Consider the following 15,157-nt stretch of genomic DNA (forward strand, 5'->3'; position numbering starts at 1 on the left):
TCAGCCGCGGGTCGCCCACACGTAACGGTGTTCGGGGCGGCCCGCGTCGCCGTATTTCAGGGTCAGCCGGGCCCGTCCCGTGCGCTCCAGGAGCTTCAGATAGCGCTGGGCGGTCTGGCGGCTCACCCCCGTCCGCTCGGCGATCTCCTGGGCCGACAGCGGGCCCTCGGCGTTCATCAGGGACTGGCGCACCAGTTCGGCCGTGGTGGGGGAGTGCCCTTTGGGCAGGTCCGGCTCGGACGTCGTGGACAGGGCGCCGAAGATGCGGTCCACCTCGGCCTGTTCGGCCTCGCCGCCGCCGTCCAGGGTGCGCCGCAGCTGCGCGTACGCCTCCAGCTTGGCGCGCAGTCCCGCGAACGCGAACGGTTTGACCAGGTACTGCAGGGCGCCATGCCGCATCGCCGCCTGCACGGTCGACACGTCCCGGGCCGCCGTCACCATGATCACGTCGGTCTGGTGACCGCGCCGACGCATCTCCTGGACCACCGCGAGGCCCGTGTCGTCGGGCAGGTAATGGTCCATGAGGACCAGGTCGAGACGGGGCAGCGCCTCCAACTGGCGCAACGCGTCCGCCGCGTTGTGGGCCTCGCCGGCCACCCGGAAGCCGGGCACCTTCTCTACGTAGGCGGCGTTGACCCGGGCGACCCGGGTGTCGTCGTCCACGACCAGGACCTCGATCATCGCCCCTCCTCGTCGGCCGGGACGAGCGCCGGTTCCGGTTCCTGCTCGGTCAGCGCCTCGGGAAGCGCGACCGTGAACTGCGCGCCCCCGCCGTCCGCCTCGCCCACGGCCGCGGTGCCGCCCTGCCGTTCGGCGAGCCGGCGCACCAGCGAGAGGCCGATGCCGCGCTTGCCGTGCGCGGGCGGCTTCTTGGTGGACCACCCCTCGGTGAAGACCAGCTCCCGCTGCTCCGCCGGGATCCCCGGCCCGGTGTCGCGCACCCTGAGGACGACCGCGCGCCCCTCGGCGCACAGCTCGACCTCCACGCGCGCGTGCGGAGTGCCGGCGACCGCGTCCAGGGCGTTGTCCACGAGGTTGCCCACGACCGTGACCAGGCCCCTGGGGTCGATCAGCCGGTCCGGGAGCCGGGTGCGGTCCGACACCCACAGGGCGACCCCGCGCTCGGCCGCGACGGTGGCCTTGCCGACCAGCAGGGCGGCCAGCAGCGGGTCCTGGATCTTCTCGGTGACCTGCTCGGCGGTGACCCGGTGGTCGCCCACCACCTCTCCGACGAAGTCCACGGCGTCGTCGTACATCTCCAGTTCCAGCAGCCCGAGCAGGGTGTGCATACGGTTGGCGTGCTCGTGGTCCTGGGCGCGCAGGGCGTCGATCAGCCCGCGCGTGGAGTCGAGTTCGCGGCCGAGCTGCTCCAGCTCGGTGCGGTCGCGCAGGGTGGCGACGGCGCCGCCGTCGTCGGTGGGCATGCGGTTGGCGACCAGGACCCGCTGGCCGCGCACGGTGAGCAGATCGGTGCCGGTCACCCGGCCGGCCAGGACATCGGTCGTACGGCCCTCGCCGAGCGCCTCGTCAGGAGACACTCCGACGGCCTCGTCGCCTATGCCGAGCAGCCGTCTCGCCTCGTCGTTCAGCAGGCGGATGCGCCCGGCGCGGTCGAGGGCGACGACGCCCTCCCGGATGCCGTGCAGCATCGCCTCGCGCTCCGCGAGCAGCGCCGAGATGTCGGAGAAGGCCAGGTCGCGGGTCTGCCGCTGGACCCGCCGGGAGATCAGCCAGGCGGCCAGCGCACCGACCGCGAGAGCGCCGCCGGCGTAGGCGAACAGCCCGGGGATCGCGCTGAGCAGACGCGCACGCACGCTGTCGTACGCGATACCGACCGAGACCGCCCCGATGATCCGGTGCTGCGAGTCGTACAACGGCACCTTGCCGCGCGCGGAGCGGCCCAGGGTGCCGTTGTCGATCTGCATGACCTCCTTGCCGGCCAGTGCCTCCTTCGGGTCCGTCGACACATGGCGGCCGATCTCCGAGAGCGTGGTGTGCGACCACCGGTACCCCCGCAGGTCCATCACAACGATGTACTCGGCGCGGGTGGCCTTCCGGATCCGCTCCGCCTCCCGTTGCACCGGGCCGGTCGTGCTCGGCTGCGTGGTGAGGACGCCCTCGGCGATCTGCGGATCCTGGGCCGTGGTCTGGGCGATCGCCAGCGCCCGGCGCATCGCCTCCTGGTCCAGCTGTTTGCTCAGCGGTGCCAGGAAGAGGCCGGTCGCCAGCACCGCGACCCCCGCGGCGATCACCACCTGCATCAGCAGGACCTGCGAGAACGCTCGTCGGGGCAGGCCGAGACGCAGGCGGCGCGCGGGAGGAGTGGGGCTCATGCCCACGACGGTACGTGGGGGTGCGGGTCCGGCCGTAGGGGGTGTGGCGTGGATCTCTTGACTATTCCTTGGGGAAATCCGCCGTCGGGGTCATGCCAACTCACCCTTCGCGGTCGCCTCAGCTCACCCCGCGCGGTCGCGTCAGCTCGCCAGAGCCGTCGCCGTCCGCAGTTCCCGCAGCGACACCACGTCCATCCGGGCCGGTGACCCCAGCACCGACACCCCGCAGCTCTCCGCGCGGGGTGGCAGGGAGGTGCCCTGGGCCACGCCGACCCGCCAGCGCCGGCCGTCGGAGTGGGCGACGGTGACGTCCCAGTGCGGGGCCGCGCCCTCGGTCCGTGCGACGCTCAGCACGCCCGCCGCGTACTCGCCCGCCGCCTCGCGCACGGCCAGCTCGGCCGCCTGGCCGGGCCGATCCCAGGCGGAGCAGCCACGGCACCCCTCCAGCACCACACGGCCCTCCTGGGCGCCGTGCAGGACCTCCTTGACGGCATGGGCCTCGGCGCGGCCGTACGCGTAGCCGTACGGCAGGACGAGCACCGTCGGCGAGAAGCGATGACCACCCAGATGAGTGACCTCCCAGGTGCCCTCCACACCGGACGCGGCCAGTTCCGCGGCGAGCGGGCGGCCCAGCAGGGCGCAGCAGCGGTCGCGCTTGCCGTTGGTGCAGACGAGCGCGAGGGGGCTGCCCGCGTGCGGCCGTCCGCCGAGCGCCGTACCGAACGAACGGTGGTCGCCCGCGCCGAGCGCGGCGAAGTCGAGGCCGAGCAGCCGCCCGGGGTCGCGGGTGGCGGCGCTGTGCAGCCAGACGTTCCCGGGCACCGTGTGGGCGGCGTACACCTGGCGAATGGCGGGGGTGCCCGGATCGGCGTGCCGGCCGGGGCGGCGGATGAGCGCGATCCGCACGCCGGTCCCCTTGGCGGCGGCCTCCAGGGCGCGGCCCAGCGCGGGGTCCAGATGGCTCGAAGTGAGCGCCTTGGCACCCCACGGGCCGGGCTGTTCCAGCAGCAGCCACGTCGCCGCGGTGGCGGCGGTGCCGGAAACGGGCTCGTCGAGCATCCGGGAGACGGTTGCGCACCTACTCACAGAGGTGAGCCTAACCTGAGTTCGCCCGGAGTGACTTCCGGCCCCGGCCCGTTCGCCTCTCCGGAGAGCTACCCGGGTGGGCTGCGTGGGTGGGCTGCGTGGGTGGGCTACTCCGGCAGGGGCTGTGGCGGCTTCGGACCGACGTAGTGACCGCTGGGACGCATCCGCAGCGGGCGCTCCCCGTACTCCTCCAGGGCGTGCGCGATCCATCCCGCCGTCCGGGCGACCGCGAAGATCGTCTCGCCCGCGGTGGCGGGCATGCCGCAGGAGGCCGTGAACACGGCCAGCGCCAGGTCGACGTTGGCGTGCAGCGGAGCATGCCGGGCGGTCGTGGCGACGATGTCCCGGGCCGCGAGCAGCGCGGGCTCCGCGCGGGGGACCTCCTCCAGGAGGCCGAACAGGACCCGCGCGCGCGGGTCCTCGCCCTGGTAGAGCCGGTGGCCGAGGCCGGGGATGCGGCGGCCCGCGCGGAGTTCGTCCGCGATCACCGGGACGGCGGTGCCCTGGTCGAGGACGTCGAGCAGCATCCGGTGGGCGAGGCCGCTGGAGGCGCCGTGCAGGGGGCCTTCGAGGACGCCGAGCCCGGCCGACACGGCCGCGTACGCGTGGGCGCGCGCGGAGGCGGCGAGCCGGACCGCCAGCGTGGAGGCGGCCAGGTCGTGGTCGACGAGCAGGGCGAGCGCCGTGTCCAGCACGCGCAGCGCCGCGTCGCTGGGGTCGATGCCGGTCAGCCGGCGCCACAGCCGGTGGGCCAGCGGACCGTCGTCGGGCCGGCGCTCGCGCTGTACCGGCAGCGCGGCGACCAGGGTGGGGATCAGCACGCGCGCGGTGCCGAGGACGGCGTCCTCGGACAGGTCGAAGCGCAGCGGGTCCTCGGCGGCCGAGGCGATCGTGGCGACCCGCAGCCGGTCGGTGGGGGAGGTGTGCTCCGGCAGCGCGTCGACGGCCCGGCGGGCCACGGCGACGGTGGCCTCCGGGGCGGTGAGGGACACGCCCGGGGTCATCCGGCCCGTCCACAGCCACTCGGCCACCTCCTCGTAGGAGTGGCGCGCGGCGAGCTCGGTGGCGTCGACGCCCCGGAAGAAGTAGCGGTCCTTCTCGATCAGGGTGATCCGGGTACGCACCGACAGATCCCCGCCGGAGCCCGAAGTTCCCACGGCTTCACGCCTGTTGCGCCGGGCGAGCGCCTCCACCTCGCCGGCGTCGAAGGTGCTGGCGCGGCCACCGGGCTCGCGCCTGCTGCTGAGCTGACCGCGGCTCACATAGGCGTACACGGTCTCGGGCTTCACGCCGAGCAGTTCGGCGGTCTCCTTGGTGCTCAGCCGCCGCGCGGGACTGCCGGGAGCGGGTTGTTGATCGCGCATGGCGCCACCGTAGTCGTATCCAGCATGTGTTGATTGGATCAATATTGACAGGTGATAAGTCAAGCATAGACAGTCGAATCAAGTTCAGGGAGCAAAACGGAGGCACGTCATGACCGTCAACAGGAGCGCGTCGGCCCTTGTCGAGGTGCCGCGCGGGCTCGCCGGTGTCGTCGTCACGGACACCGAGGTGGGGGACGTCCGCGGGATCGAGGGCTTCTACCACTACCGTCAGTACTCGGCCGTCGAACTCGCGCGCACCCGTGGCTTCGAGGACGTCTGGCATCTCCTGGTCCACGGCGAACTGCCCGACGCGGAGAGTGCCGCCGCCTTCGCCGCCGAGACCGCCGCACTGCGGCGCCTGCCCGACGGGGTCCGGGCGGCCCTGCCCGCGGTGGCCGCGGCGAGCGGCGGGTCCGGACCGCTGGCCGGGATGCGCACGGCGCTCTCACTGCTCGGCGCCGCGCAGGGGTTCCGGCCGGTGTACGACATCGACGCGGACCGGCGGCGCGCCGACACGGTCGCCGCCTGTGCGGCCGTACCGACACTGCTCACCGCGCTGTACCGGCTCGGGCAGGGGCTCGACCCGGTGGAGCCGCGCGCGGACCTGTCGTACGCGGCCAACTACCTGTACATGTTGACGGGTTCGGAACCGGATCCCCGGCAGGCGCGTGCGGTCGAGCAATACTTGATCTCAACCATTGATCACGGATTCAACGCATCAACATTCACCGCCCGCGTCATCGCGTCGACCGGCGCGGACGTCGCGGCCTGCCTCGTGGGGGCGGTCGGTGCGCTGTCCGGGCCCCTGCACGGGGGTGCGCCCAGCCGAGCGCTGGACACCCTGGACGCGATCGGCACGCCGGACCGGATCGACCCGTGGATCCGCGAACGGGTCCTGGCCGGTGACCGCGTGATGGGCTTCGGGCACGCGATCTACCGTACGGAGGACCCGCGTTCCCGCATGCTGCGCGAGATCGCGCAGGACTTCGGCGGCCCGCGGGTCGCGTTCGCCGTCGAGGTCGAACGCCAAGTGGAGCGCATCCTCGCCGAACTGAAGCCCGGCCGCGAACTGCACACCAACGTCGAGTTCTACGCGGGCGTGGTCATGGAACTCTGCGGCCTGCCCCGGGAGATGTTCACCCCGACGTTCGCGGCGGCCCGCGCGGTCGGCTGGAGCGCCAACATCCTGGAACAGGCGGCGGACTCGAAGATCATCCGGCCGGTGGCACGGTATGTGGGACCGGAGCCGAAGATGGCGGCCGCGGCTCGGTAGGCCTCCGCGGCGATCGTCACGCACCGTCGTTCCCGGGTCGGCACGCCTGGGGCGACGGGCGCGGTTCTCGGTGGCGGGTCGTTTCCTATCCTGGACCGGCCCACATCCCCCGCCGCACGAAAGAGGCCCCCGTTGGAGCACCACCGCAGCCCCCAGCAGATCCCGGTCGTCGTGCTCGCCGGATTCCTGGGCTCCGGGAAGACCACGCTCCTCAACCACCTGCTGCACCGCAGCGGAGGCAGCCGGATCGGGGCGATCGTCAACGACTTCGGGGCCGTCGAGATCGACGCGATGGCCGTGGCCGGCGCGCTCGGCGACTCCACCGTCTCGCTCGGCAACGGCTGCCTGTGCTGCGCCGTCGACGCGAGTGAACTGGACCTGTACCTGGAGCGGCTCGCCAACCCGGCCACCGGTGTCGACGTCATCGTCATCGAGGCGAGCGGTCTCGCCGAACCCCAGGAACTCGTCCGGATGCTGCTCGCCAGCGAGCACCCCGGCATCGTCTACGGCGGCCTCGTCGAGGTGGTCGACGCCGCCGAGTTCGACGACACGCGCGCGAAGCACCCCGAGATCGACCGGCACCTCGCCCTCGCGGACCTGGTCGTCGTCAACAAGCTCGACCGGGCCGAGCGGGGCGGCGAGGGTGTCCTGGCGCTGGTGCGGTCGCTCAGTGACCACGGGGCCGCCGTCGTCCCGGCCACCTACGGCCGTATCGACCCCGAGTTCCTCTTCGACTGCCGGCCCGGCGAGGAGCGCGTCGGGCAGCTGTCCTTCGACGATCTGCACGAGCATCGAGAAGGCGACGAGCACGCTGGACACCTGCACACCCGGTACGACAGCCTGTCCTTCGTCTCCGGCCGGCCCCTCGATCCCCGTCGGCTCATGGCCTTCCTCGACAGCCGGCCCGAGGGGCTCTACCGGATCAAGGGGTACGTCGACTTCGGGCCGTACGACACCGGGAACCGGTACGCCGTGCATGCCGTGGGACGGTTTCTGCGGTTCTACCCGGAGCCCTGGGGGCGGGACGAGGAGCGGCTGACGCAGCTCGTGCTGATCGGCTCCGGCATCGCCCCGGCCGCCCTGCGCAAGGAACTGGACGCGTGTACGAGCGACGCCCCGCACGCCGACGAGCACGGCATGTGGGGCGTCCTGCGCTACGTACAGGGCCTGGAAGAAGACCCTGAGCAGGGCTACGAGGCCTAGACCGGGCCCGCCACCACCGACACCGTCTTCGGCAACGAGACACCCGAGCCGTCCCGGCGCGGGTCGGCCTCCGGGAGCTCCGCCGGCGTGCCGTTCCTCTGGGCCGCCTTCGCCGGCACCGGGCCCGCCCAGGCGAAGGCCAGGCAGTCCTCGCCCTTCAGGAACCGCTGGCAGCGCACTCCGCCGGTGGCGCGGCCCTTGCGCGGGTACTGGTCGAACGGGGTCAGCTTGGCCGTCGTCTGCACCGAGTCGTCGAGCGTGCCGCGCGAACCGGCCACCGTGAAGACCACCGCGTCGGCCGCCGGGTCCACCGCCGTGAAGGAGATGACCTTCGCGCCCTCCGTGAGCTTGACGCCCGCCATACCGCCCGCCGGCCGGCCCTGCGGGCGCACCTGGGAGGCCTGGTACCGCAGCAGCTGCGCGTCGTCCGTGATGAACACCAGGTCCTCCTCGCCGGTGCGCAGCTCCATCGCGCCGACGATCCGGTCGCCCTCCTTGAGGGTGATGACCTCCAACTCGTCCTTGTTGGACGGGTAGTCGGGAACCACACGCTTGACCACGCCCTGCTCGGTGCCGAGGGCGAGACCCGGCGAGGACTCGTCCAGCGTGGTCAGGCAGACCACCGACTCGCCGTCCTCCAGGGAGAGGAACTCGGACAGGGGCGCGCCGCCCGCGAGGGTCGGGGCGGTCGCCGTCTCCGGGAGCTGCGGGAGGTCGACCACGTTGATGCGGAGCAGGCGGCCGGAGGAGGTCACCGCGCCGACCTCGCCGCGGGCGGTCGCCGGGACCGCCGAGACGATCACGTCGTGCTTGGCCCGCTTGCCGTCGGCGTCCTCGGGGAACGGCTCGCCGTTCGTCGTGCGCGCCAGCAGGCCGGTCGAGGAGAGCAGCACCCGGCACGGGTCGTCGGCCACCTGGAGCGGCACCACGGACGCCGGGGCGCCCGAGGCCTCCAGCAGGACCGTGCGCCGCTCGGTGCCGAACTTCTTCGCCACCGCGGCCAGTTCGGCCGAGACCAGCTTGCGCAGCTCCGCGTCCGAATCCAGGATCCGGGTCAGCTCGGCGATCTCCGCGGTGAGCCTTTCCTTCTCCGCGTCCAGCTCGATGCGGTCGTACCTGGTCAGCCGGCGGAGCGGCGTGTCCAGGATGTACTGGGTCTGGATCTCCGACAGCGAGAAGCGCTCCATCAGGCGTTCCTTGGCCTGAGCGCTGTTGTCGCTGGAGCGGATCAGCCGGATGACCTCGTCGATGTCGACCAGGGCCGTGAGCAGACCCTCGACCAGGTGGAGGCGGTCCCGGCGCTTGGTGCGGCGGAACTCGCTGCGGCGGCGGACCACGTCGAAGCGGTGGTCGAGGTAGACCTCGAGCAGTTCCTTGAGGCCCAGGGTGAGCGGCTGCCCGTCCACCAGGGCGACGTTGTTGATGCCGAAGGACTCCTCCATCGGCGTCAGCTTGTAGAGCTGCTCCAGGACCGCCTCCGGCACGAAGCCGTTCTTGATCTCGACGACCAGACGCAGCCCGTGCTCGCGGTCGGTGAGGTCCTTGACGTCGGCGATGCCCTGCAGCTTCTTGGCGTTGACCAGGTCCTTGATCTTGGCGATGACCTTCTCGGGACCGACCGTGAAGGGCAGTTCGGTGATGACCAGGCCCTTGCGGCGGGCCGTCACCGCCTCCACCGCCACCGTTGCCCGGATCTTGAAGGTGCCGCGGCCCGTCTCGTACGCGTCCCGGACGCCCTCCAGACCGACGATCCGCCCGCCGGTGGGCAGGTCGGGGCCCGGCACGTGCTTCATCAGCGTGTCCAGGTCCGCGTTCGGATAGCGGATCAGGTGGCGGGCGGCCGCGATCACCTCGCCCAGGTTGTGCGGCGGCATGTTGGTCGCCATGCCGACAGCGATGCCCGAGGAGCCGTTCACCAGCAGGTTCGGGAACGCGGCGGGCAGCGCCACCGGTTCCTGCTCCTGGCCGTCGTAGTTGGGCGTGAAGTCGACCGTGTCCTCGTCGATCGACTCGGTCATCAGGCTGGTCGCCTCGGCCATCCGGCACTCGGTGTACCGCATGGCGGCCGGCGGGTCGTCGTTGCCCAGCGAGCCGAAGTTGCCGTGGCCGTCGACCAGCGGGACACGCATCGAGAACGGCTGGGCCATGCGCACCAGCGCGTCGTAGATCGACGCGTCGCCGTGCGGGTGCAGCTTGCCCATGACCTCGCCGACCACGCGCGCGCACTTCACATAGGCGCGGTCGGGGCGCACACCCATCTCGTTCATCTGGTAGACGATGCGGCGGTGCACCGGCTTCAGGCCGTCGCGGGCGTCCGGCAGAGCGCGCGAGTAGATGACCGAGTACGCGTACTCGAGGTAGGAGCCGCGCATCTCGTCCACGACGTCGATGTCGAGGATCCTCTCCTCGTACGAGTCGTCGGGCGGCGGGGTCTTCGTGCTGCGGCGGGCCATCGCTGCCGGCTCCTTGCTCATGCGTGAACGGGATCTGACGCTGACCATTGTGGACCGCGGTACTGACAACCCGGGCCAGGCCCCGGTCTCCGCGGCCCGCCCCGGTGCCACGGAGGCGTTCGGGAGCGGGTCGGACGCAGGCTACGCGATCCGCTGTGGGCGTACGTGGTGCGGGAACTTCGCCGGGTCCCGGCACGCTTGCATACAGTGGCAGGACCGGCAGGAAAACCGCGGTTCGAGACCGCTTCCGCGAGTGAGTGACGCGAGTGAAGGGACGTACATGCCCATGGGTCACACGACCACGGCCGAGACAGGCTCCGGAGGCCTGACAGCGACCGAGCACCGCTTGGCCAACGGTCTGCGCGTGGTGCTCTCCGAGGACCACCTGACCCCGGTCGCGGCGGTCTGCCTCTGGTACGACGTCGGCTCCCGGCACGAAGTCAAGGGACGTACCGGCCTGGCTCACCTTTTCGAGCACCTGATGTTCCAGGGGTCCGCCCAGGTGAAGGGGAACGGCCACTTCGAGCTCGTCCAGGGCGCCGGCGGCTCGCTCAACGGCACCACCAGCTTCGAGCGCACCAACTACTTCGAGACCATGCCCGCCCACCAGCTGGAGCTCGCCCTCTGGCTGGAGGCCGACCGCATGGGCTCCCTGCTCGCCGCCCTGGACGACGAGTCCATGGAGAACCAGCGGGACGTCGTCAAGAACGAGCGCCGCCAGCGCTACGACAACGTCCCCTACGGCACCGCCTTCGAGAAGCTGACCGCGCTCGCCTACCCGGAGGGCCACCCCTACCACCACACGCCGATCGGCTCGATGGCCGACCTGGACGCGGCCACCCTGGAGGACGCGCGGGCGTTCTTCCGTACCTACTACGCGCCCAACAACGCGGTGCTCTCGGTGGTCGGCGACATCGACCCCCAGCAGACCCTCGCCTGGATCGAGAAGTACTTCGGCTCCATCCAGGCGCACGACGGCAAGCCCGCCCCGCGCGACGGTTCGCTGCCCGACATCATGGGCGAGCAGCTGCGCGAGGTCGTCGTGGAGGAGGTGCCCGCGCGCGCGTTGATGGCCGCCTACCGGCTCCCGGAGGACGGCACGCGCGTGTCCGACGCGGCCGACCTGGCCCTCACCGTCCTCGGCGGTGGCGAGTCCTCCCGCCTCTACAACCGCCTCGTGCGGCGCGACCGTACGGCTGTCGCCGCCGGCTTCGGCCTGCTGCGGCTCGCCGGTGCGCCCTCCCTGGGCTGGCTGGACGTGAAGACCTCCGGTGACGTCGAGGTGCCGGTCATCGAGACCGCCATCGACGAGGAGCTCGCCCGGTTCGCCGAGGAGGGTCCCACGCCCGAGGAGATGGAGCGCGCCCAGGCCCAGTTGGAGCGCGAGTGGCTGGACCGGCTGGGCACCGTCGCCGGCCGCGCGGACGAACTGTGCCGGTTCGCCGTCCTGTTCGGTGACCCGCAGCTCGCCCTGACCGCCGTCCAGCGCGTCCTCGCGGTGACCCCGCAAGAGGTCCAGGAGGTCGCCAAGGCCCGGCTGCGGCCGGACAACCGCGCGGTGCTCGTCTACGAGCCCAAGTCCCCGGAGACGGTCGAGGACGCCGACGTACCCGAGGACCCCGAGGCCGAGGCCACGGTCGAGGCCGCCACCGCCGAGCACGACGACGAGGAGACGGCCAAGTGACCGAGCTCGCCACCATGGAATTCCACCCCCAGCCCCGAGCGGGCGAGGCCCGGCCCTGGGCCTTCCCGGCACCCGAGCGCGGCACCCTGGACAACGGCCTGACCGTGCTGCGCTGCCACCGCCCCGGCCAGCAGGTCGTCGCCGTCGAGGTGCTCCTGGACGCGCCCCTGGACGCCGAGCCGGCCGGCCTGGACGGCGTCGCCACGATCATGGCGCGCGCCTTCTCCGAGGGCACCGACAAGCACTCCGCCGAGGATTACGCCGCCGAGCTGGAGCGGGCCGGCGCCACCCTCGACGCACACGCCGACCACCCCGGCGTCCGGCTCAGCCTGGAGGTCCCCGCCTCCCGCCTGGGCAAGGGGCTCGGGCTGCTCTCCGACGCGCTGAGGGCACCCGCTTTCGCCGACAGCGAGGTCGAGCGGCTGGTCCGCAACCGCCTCGACGAGATCCCGCACGAGCTGGCCAACCCCAGCCGCCGGGCCGCCAAGCAGCTCTACAAGGAACTGTTCCCGTCGACCGCGCGGATGTCCCGGCCGCGCCAGGGCACCGAGGACACCGTAGAGAAGATCGACGCGGCCGCCGTACGCGCGTTCTACGACCGGCACGTGCGGCCGGCCACCGCCACCGCGGTCGTCGTCGGCGACCTGACCGGCATCGACCTGGACGAGCTGCTCGGCGAGACGCTGGGTGCCTGGCGCGGCTCCACCGCCCAGCCCCGGCCGGTGCCCGCGGTCTCCGCCGACGACACCGGCCGTGTCGTCATCGTGGACCGCCCCGGAGCCGTCCAGACGCAGCTGCTCATCGGCCGCGTCGGCGCCGACCGGCACGACCGCGTCTGGCCCGCCCAGGTGCTCGGCACCTACTGCCTGGGCGGCACCCTCACCTCGCGCCTGGACCGTGTCCTGCGCGAGGAGAAGGGCTACACGTACGGTGTCCGCGCCTTCGGGCAGGTCCTGCGGTCCGCCCCCGACGGCTCAGGCGCCTCGCTGCTCGCCATCAGCGGTTCCGTGGACACCCCGAACACCGGCCCGGCACTCCAGGACCTGTGGACGGTGCTGCGCACCCTCGCCTCCGGGGGCCTCACGGACGCCGAGCGCGATGTCGCCGTGCAGAACCTCGTCGGCGTGGCACCGCTCAAGTACGAGACGGCGGCGGCCGTCGCCGGCACCCTGGCCGACCAGGTCGAGCAGCATCTGCCCGACGACTTCCAGGCCACGCTCTACCGGCAACTGGCCGCCACCGGCACCGTGGAGGCCACCGCGGCGGTCGTGAACGCCTTCCCGGTCGACCACCTGGTGACCGTCCTGGTCGGCGACGCGGCGCAGATCCAGGAGCCCGTCGAGGCCCTCGGTATCGGCGAAGTGACGGTCGTCGCCGCGGAGTAAGCCTCGCGCGGCGAGCGGCGAAGCAAGCGGCGCGGCCGGACGAGCGGCACGCGCGTGAAGCGGCCCTGGTGACTGTTGCGTCACCAGGGCTGCCGAATGTCCGAATTAGGGCGGAGGTTGCCTGTCTGCCCTGTGGGATGCGCGACAAAAGCCGTGATCCGTTTGAGCATTGCTCAGGCGTCCTCGTAGGTTCTTCCGGACTGTTCGTCAGGCAGTGCGCCGCGCCCGCGGCACCGGACAGTCATCGCCGAGTCCCCGTACGGCGCGAGCCAGGGGAGCCGGGGACCCACGCAGTCCCTGGGGTGAATCGGGCGCCCGCGCGAGCCGCGAGGGGGCCCGTAGGAGACCTTCCTGCTCCGAACCCGTCAGCTAACCCGGTAGGCGAGAGGGAAGGAAAGGACCAACCTCTACATGGCGTTCATGTGCGCCTCCGGGAAGCACCGTCGTCCCGGTCGGGTCAAGCGCACCACCGCGCAGGCCGCCGGCATCGCGGCCCTCACCACCACGGGTGTCATCGGCACCGTCTCGGCCGCCCCGGCGCTCGCCGCCGAGAACTCCGTCGAGCAGACCGGCCTCACCCCGGTCATCACCGTCAGCGACTCGGTCGCCGACCAGATCGACGCCCAGGCCGCCGCGCAGACGGCCGCCGCCGAGCGCAAGGCGGCCGAGGAGGCCGCACGCAAGAAGGCCGCCGAGAAGGCCAAGAAGGAGCGCGAGGCCGAGGCTCGTGCCGCGCGGGAGGCGGAGCGCAAGCGCCTCAACGCCTTCGTCGCGCCGATCTCCGGCTCGTACGTCTCCACCGGCTACAAGACCGGCGGCTCCCTGTGGTCCTCCGGCGCCCACACCGGCATCGACTTCCACGCCGCCACCGGCACGGTGGTGCACGCCGTCGGCACCGGCACGGTCGTCTCCACCGGCTGGGGCGGGTCCTACGGCAACCAGATCGTCATCAAGATGGCCGACGGCATGTACACCCAGTACGGTCACCTGTCGTCGATCGGCGTCTCGGTTGGCCAGAAGGTCACCCCGGGCCAGCAGATCGGCCTCTCCGGCGCTACCGGCAACGTGACCGGCCCCCACCTCCACTTCGAGGCCCGTACGACCCCTGAGTACGGCTCGGACGTCGACCCGGTCGCCTACCTCCGCAAGCACGGCGTGAACGTCTGACCCGAGCACATGGCGACGGCCCTGTGACGTCGCACGGCGAGAGTCCCGAAGCCCCGGCCCCGAGCCGGGGCTTTCGCCGTTTTCGTGACCCCGGTGTCCAAAAAATATGCATGGATTCAGGGCCGCCGTCGGAAATTCCCGCCCATTGCAATAGAGTCACGGAACGGACGCCACTCGGCGGCGTTTCACGGGGATTAAGGCGGAGGTCGGACATGCGTATTCCGGCGCACTCGGTATGCACGGCGATCCGGGACGACATCGTCGCGGGTGTCTACGAGCGCGGCAGCCGGCTCACCGAGGAACTCCTGGCCCGTCGCTACGGCGTCTCGCGCGTCCCCGTCCGCGAGGCCCTGCGCACCCTGGAGGCCGAGGGCTTCGTGGTGACGCGCCGGCACGCGGGCGCGTGCGTCGCGGAACCGACCGAGCAGGAGGCCGCCGACCTGCTGGAGATGCGCCTGCTCCTGGAGCCGCTCGGCGCATCCCGGGCCGCCCAGCGCCGTACCGAGGCCCACCTCAAGGTGCTGCGCGGACTCGTCAGGCTGGGCCAGGAACGGGCCCGCAGGGGCGGCAGCGAGGACCTGCGCTCCCTGGGCGGCTGGTTCCACGAGACGCTCGCCCAGGCCACCGGCAGCCACGCCCTGACCTCGACACTCACCCAGCTGCGGCACAAGATCGCCTGGATGTACGCCGTCGACGCGCCCGCCAACCCCGTGGAGTCCTGGGCCGAGCACGGCGCCATCGTGGACGCGGTGACGCGCGGCGACAGCGAACGCGCGCGGGCGATCACCGCGCTGCACACCGAGCGGTCCGCGGTCTCCCACCGGCTGCGCTTTTCCGGCGGCACGGACCGGGCGAACGGTGTGAGGACTTCGCAACATCCCGTAAACATGTCGGGCCTGCGGCATTAACACGGGCGCCGTATACAAAGAGGGGTTATTCGGTGGAGCGCTATTTCCGTTGCCCTCTGTCGGTCTCCATCGCCCATATTTCGCGCGCGCCCAGAATTTCCGGTGGCGCGTCATCGGCGTGCCCGATGGGGAATTAACTATGCCCGGCGCAAAGTCCGGTCCCGTATAAAGGGTGGCTCTTCGAGAAGACCGGCGCCGAGCGACGTCACGGCGGCGGGAACGGCGGAGGGGGGGGGGGGGAGGGGGGGGGGGGGGGGGGGGTGGGTGTGGGGGGGGGGGGGGGTGGGGGGTAACTGACAAA

At 71.9% G+C, this 15,157-nt stretch carries 11 protein-coding genes and 1 riboswitch; of the genes, 6 read left to right on the plus strand and 5 right to left on the minus strand.

The window, feature by feature from the left end; genetic code table 11:
* The 4 genes from ACZ5K7_RS39255 to ACZ5K7_RS39270 all read right to left on the minus strand — a co-directional run bounded on the left by ACZ5K7_RS39255 (position 1) and on the right by ACZ5K7_RS39270 (position 4,783).
* Positions 1-681, minus strand: coding sequence for a response regulator (locus ACZ5K7_RS39255; protein WP_351709628.1), 681 nt, complete (start codon positions 679-681; stop codon positions 1-3).
* The gene (locus ACZ5K7_RS39260; RefSeq protein ID WP_468921641.1) at positions 678-2,333 is read right to left on the minus strand and encodes an ATP-binding protein; all 1,656 of its coding nucleotides are present in this window, start codon (positions 2,331-2,333) and stop codon (positions 678-680) included. The genes ACZ5K7_RS39255 and ACZ5K7_RS39260 overlap by 4 nt, the downstream gene beginning before the upstream one ends.
* Positions 2,334-2,474: 141 nt before the next feature.
* Positions 2,475-3,419 (minus strand): sucrase ferredoxin, encoded by a 945-nt coding sequence (locus ACZ5K7_RS39265; RefSeq protein WP_468921643.1) that lies wholly within the window; start codon positions 3,417-3,419, stop codon positions 2,475-2,477.
* Positions 3,420-3,526: 107 nt separating this feature from the next.
* The gene (locus tag ACZ5K7_RS39270) at positions 3,527-4,783 is read right to left on the minus strand and encodes a citrate/2-methylcitrate synthase (RefSeq protein WP_468921646.1); all 1,257 of its coding nucleotides are present in this window, start codon (positions 4,781-4,783) and stop codon (positions 3,527-3,529) included.
* 109 nt (positions 4,784-4,892) lie between these two features.
* Between ACZ5K7_RS39270 and ACZ5K7_RS39275 the strand changes: the two genes are divergently transcribed.
* A complete protein-coding gene (locus ACZ5K7_RS39275) occupies positions 4,893-6,056 on the plus strand; it encodes a citrate synthase/methylcitrate synthase (protein ID WP_468921649.1) in 1,164 nt (387 codons plus the stop codon).
* 132 nt (positions 6,057-6,188) lie between these two features.
* Positions 6,189-7,259 (plus strand): CobW family GTP-binding protein, encoded by a 1,071-nt coding sequence (locus ACZ5K7_RS39280; RefSeq protein WP_351709613.1) that lies wholly within the window; start codon positions 6,189-6,191, stop codon positions 7,257-7,259.
* On the opposite strand, the gene ACZ5K7_RS39285 is transcribed toward ACZ5K7_RS39280, so the two are convergent.
* On the minus strand, positions 7,256-9,712 hold the full coding sequence (locus ACZ5K7_RS39285; RefSeq protein ID WP_468921670.1) for a DNA gyrase/topoisomerase IV subunit A: 2,457 nt from the start codon (positions 9,710-9,712) through the stop codon (positions 7,256-7,258). The genes ACZ5K7_RS39280 and ACZ5K7_RS39285 overlap by 4 nt on opposite strands.
* 280 nt (positions 9,713-9,992) lie before the next feature.
* Here ACZ5K7_RS39285 and ACZ5K7_RS39290 point away from each other — a divergent pair, with 280 nt between their 5' ends.
* The 4 genes from ACZ5K7_RS39290 (at position 9,993) to ACZ5K7_RS39305 (ending at position 14,856) form a co-directional block, all read left to right on the plus strand.
* Positions 9,993-11,396 (plus strand): M16 family metallopeptidase, encoded by a 1,404-nt coding sequence (locus tag ACZ5K7_RS39290; protein WP_351709610.1) that lies wholly within the window; start codon positions 9,993-9,995, stop codon positions 11,394-11,396.
* On the plus strand, positions 11,393-12,781 hold the full coding sequence (locus ACZ5K7_RS39295; RefSeq protein ID WP_351709607.1) for a M16 family metallopeptidase: 1,389 nt from the start codon (positions 11,393-11,395) through the stop codon (positions 12,779-12,781). The genes ACZ5K7_RS39290 and ACZ5K7_RS39295 overlap by 4 nt, the downstream gene beginning before the upstream one ends.
* A 235-nt stretch (positions 12,782-13,016) precedes the next feature.
* Positions 13,017-13,180: riboswitch (cyclic di-AMP (ydaO/yuaA leader) on the plus strand.
* A 12-nt stretch (positions 13,181-13,192) separates the two neighbouring features.
* Positions 13,193-13,948, plus strand: a complete 756-nt coding sequence (locus ACZ5K7_RS39300) for a M23 family metallopeptidase (protein ID WP_468921655.1) — start codon at positions 13,193-13,195, stop codon at positions 13,946-13,948.
* Between the two features lie 212 nt (positions 13,949-14,160).
* A complete protein-coding gene (locus ACZ5K7_RS39305; protein ID WP_351709601.1) occupies positions 14,161-14,856 on the plus strand; it encodes a GntR family transcriptional regulator in 696 nt (231 codons plus the stop codon).
* Positions 14,857-15,157: the final 301 nt, after the last annotated feature.

Source organism: Streptomyces sp. NPDC031497, assembly GCF_055580905.1.

What these genes read in the sequence shown, in the direction of transcription:
- ACZ5K7_RS39270 (WP_468921646.1), bottom strand. Translation starts at nt 4,783, where the DNA reads ATGCGCGATCAACAACCCGCTCCCGGCAGTCCCGCGCGGCGGCTGAGC.
- ACZ5K7_RS39255 (WP_351709628.1), bottom strand. Translation starts at nt 681, where the DNA reads ATGATCGAGGTCCTGGTCGTGGACGACGACACCCGGGTCGCCCGGGTC.
- ACZ5K7_RS39290 (WP_351709610.1), top strand. Translation starts at nt 9,993, where the DNA reads ATGCCCATGGGTCACACGACCACGGCCGAGACAGGCTCCGGAGGCCTG.
- ACZ5K7_RS39300 (WP_468921655.1), top strand. Translation starts at nt 13,193, where the DNA reads ATGGCGTTCATGTGCGCCTCCGGGAAGCACCGTCGTCCCGGTCGGGTC.
- ACZ5K7_RS39260 (WP_468921641.1), bottom strand. Translation starts at nt 2,333, where the DNA reads ATGAGCCCCACTCCTCCCGCGCGCCGCCTGCGTCTCGGCCTGCCCCGA.
- ACZ5K7_RS39285 (WP_468921670.1), bottom strand. Translation starts at nt 9,712, where the DNA reads ATGGCCCGCCGCAGCACGAAGACCCCGCCGCCCGACGACTCGTACGAG.
- ACZ5K7_RS39275 (WP_468921649.1), top strand. Translation starts at nt 4,893, where the DNA reads ATGACCGTCAACAGGAGCGCGTCGGCCCTTGTCGAGGTGCCGCGCGGG.
- ACZ5K7_RS39305 (WP_351709601.1), top strand. Translation starts at nt 14,161, where the DNA reads ATGCGTATTCCGGCGCACTCGGTATGCACGGCGATCCGGGACGACATC.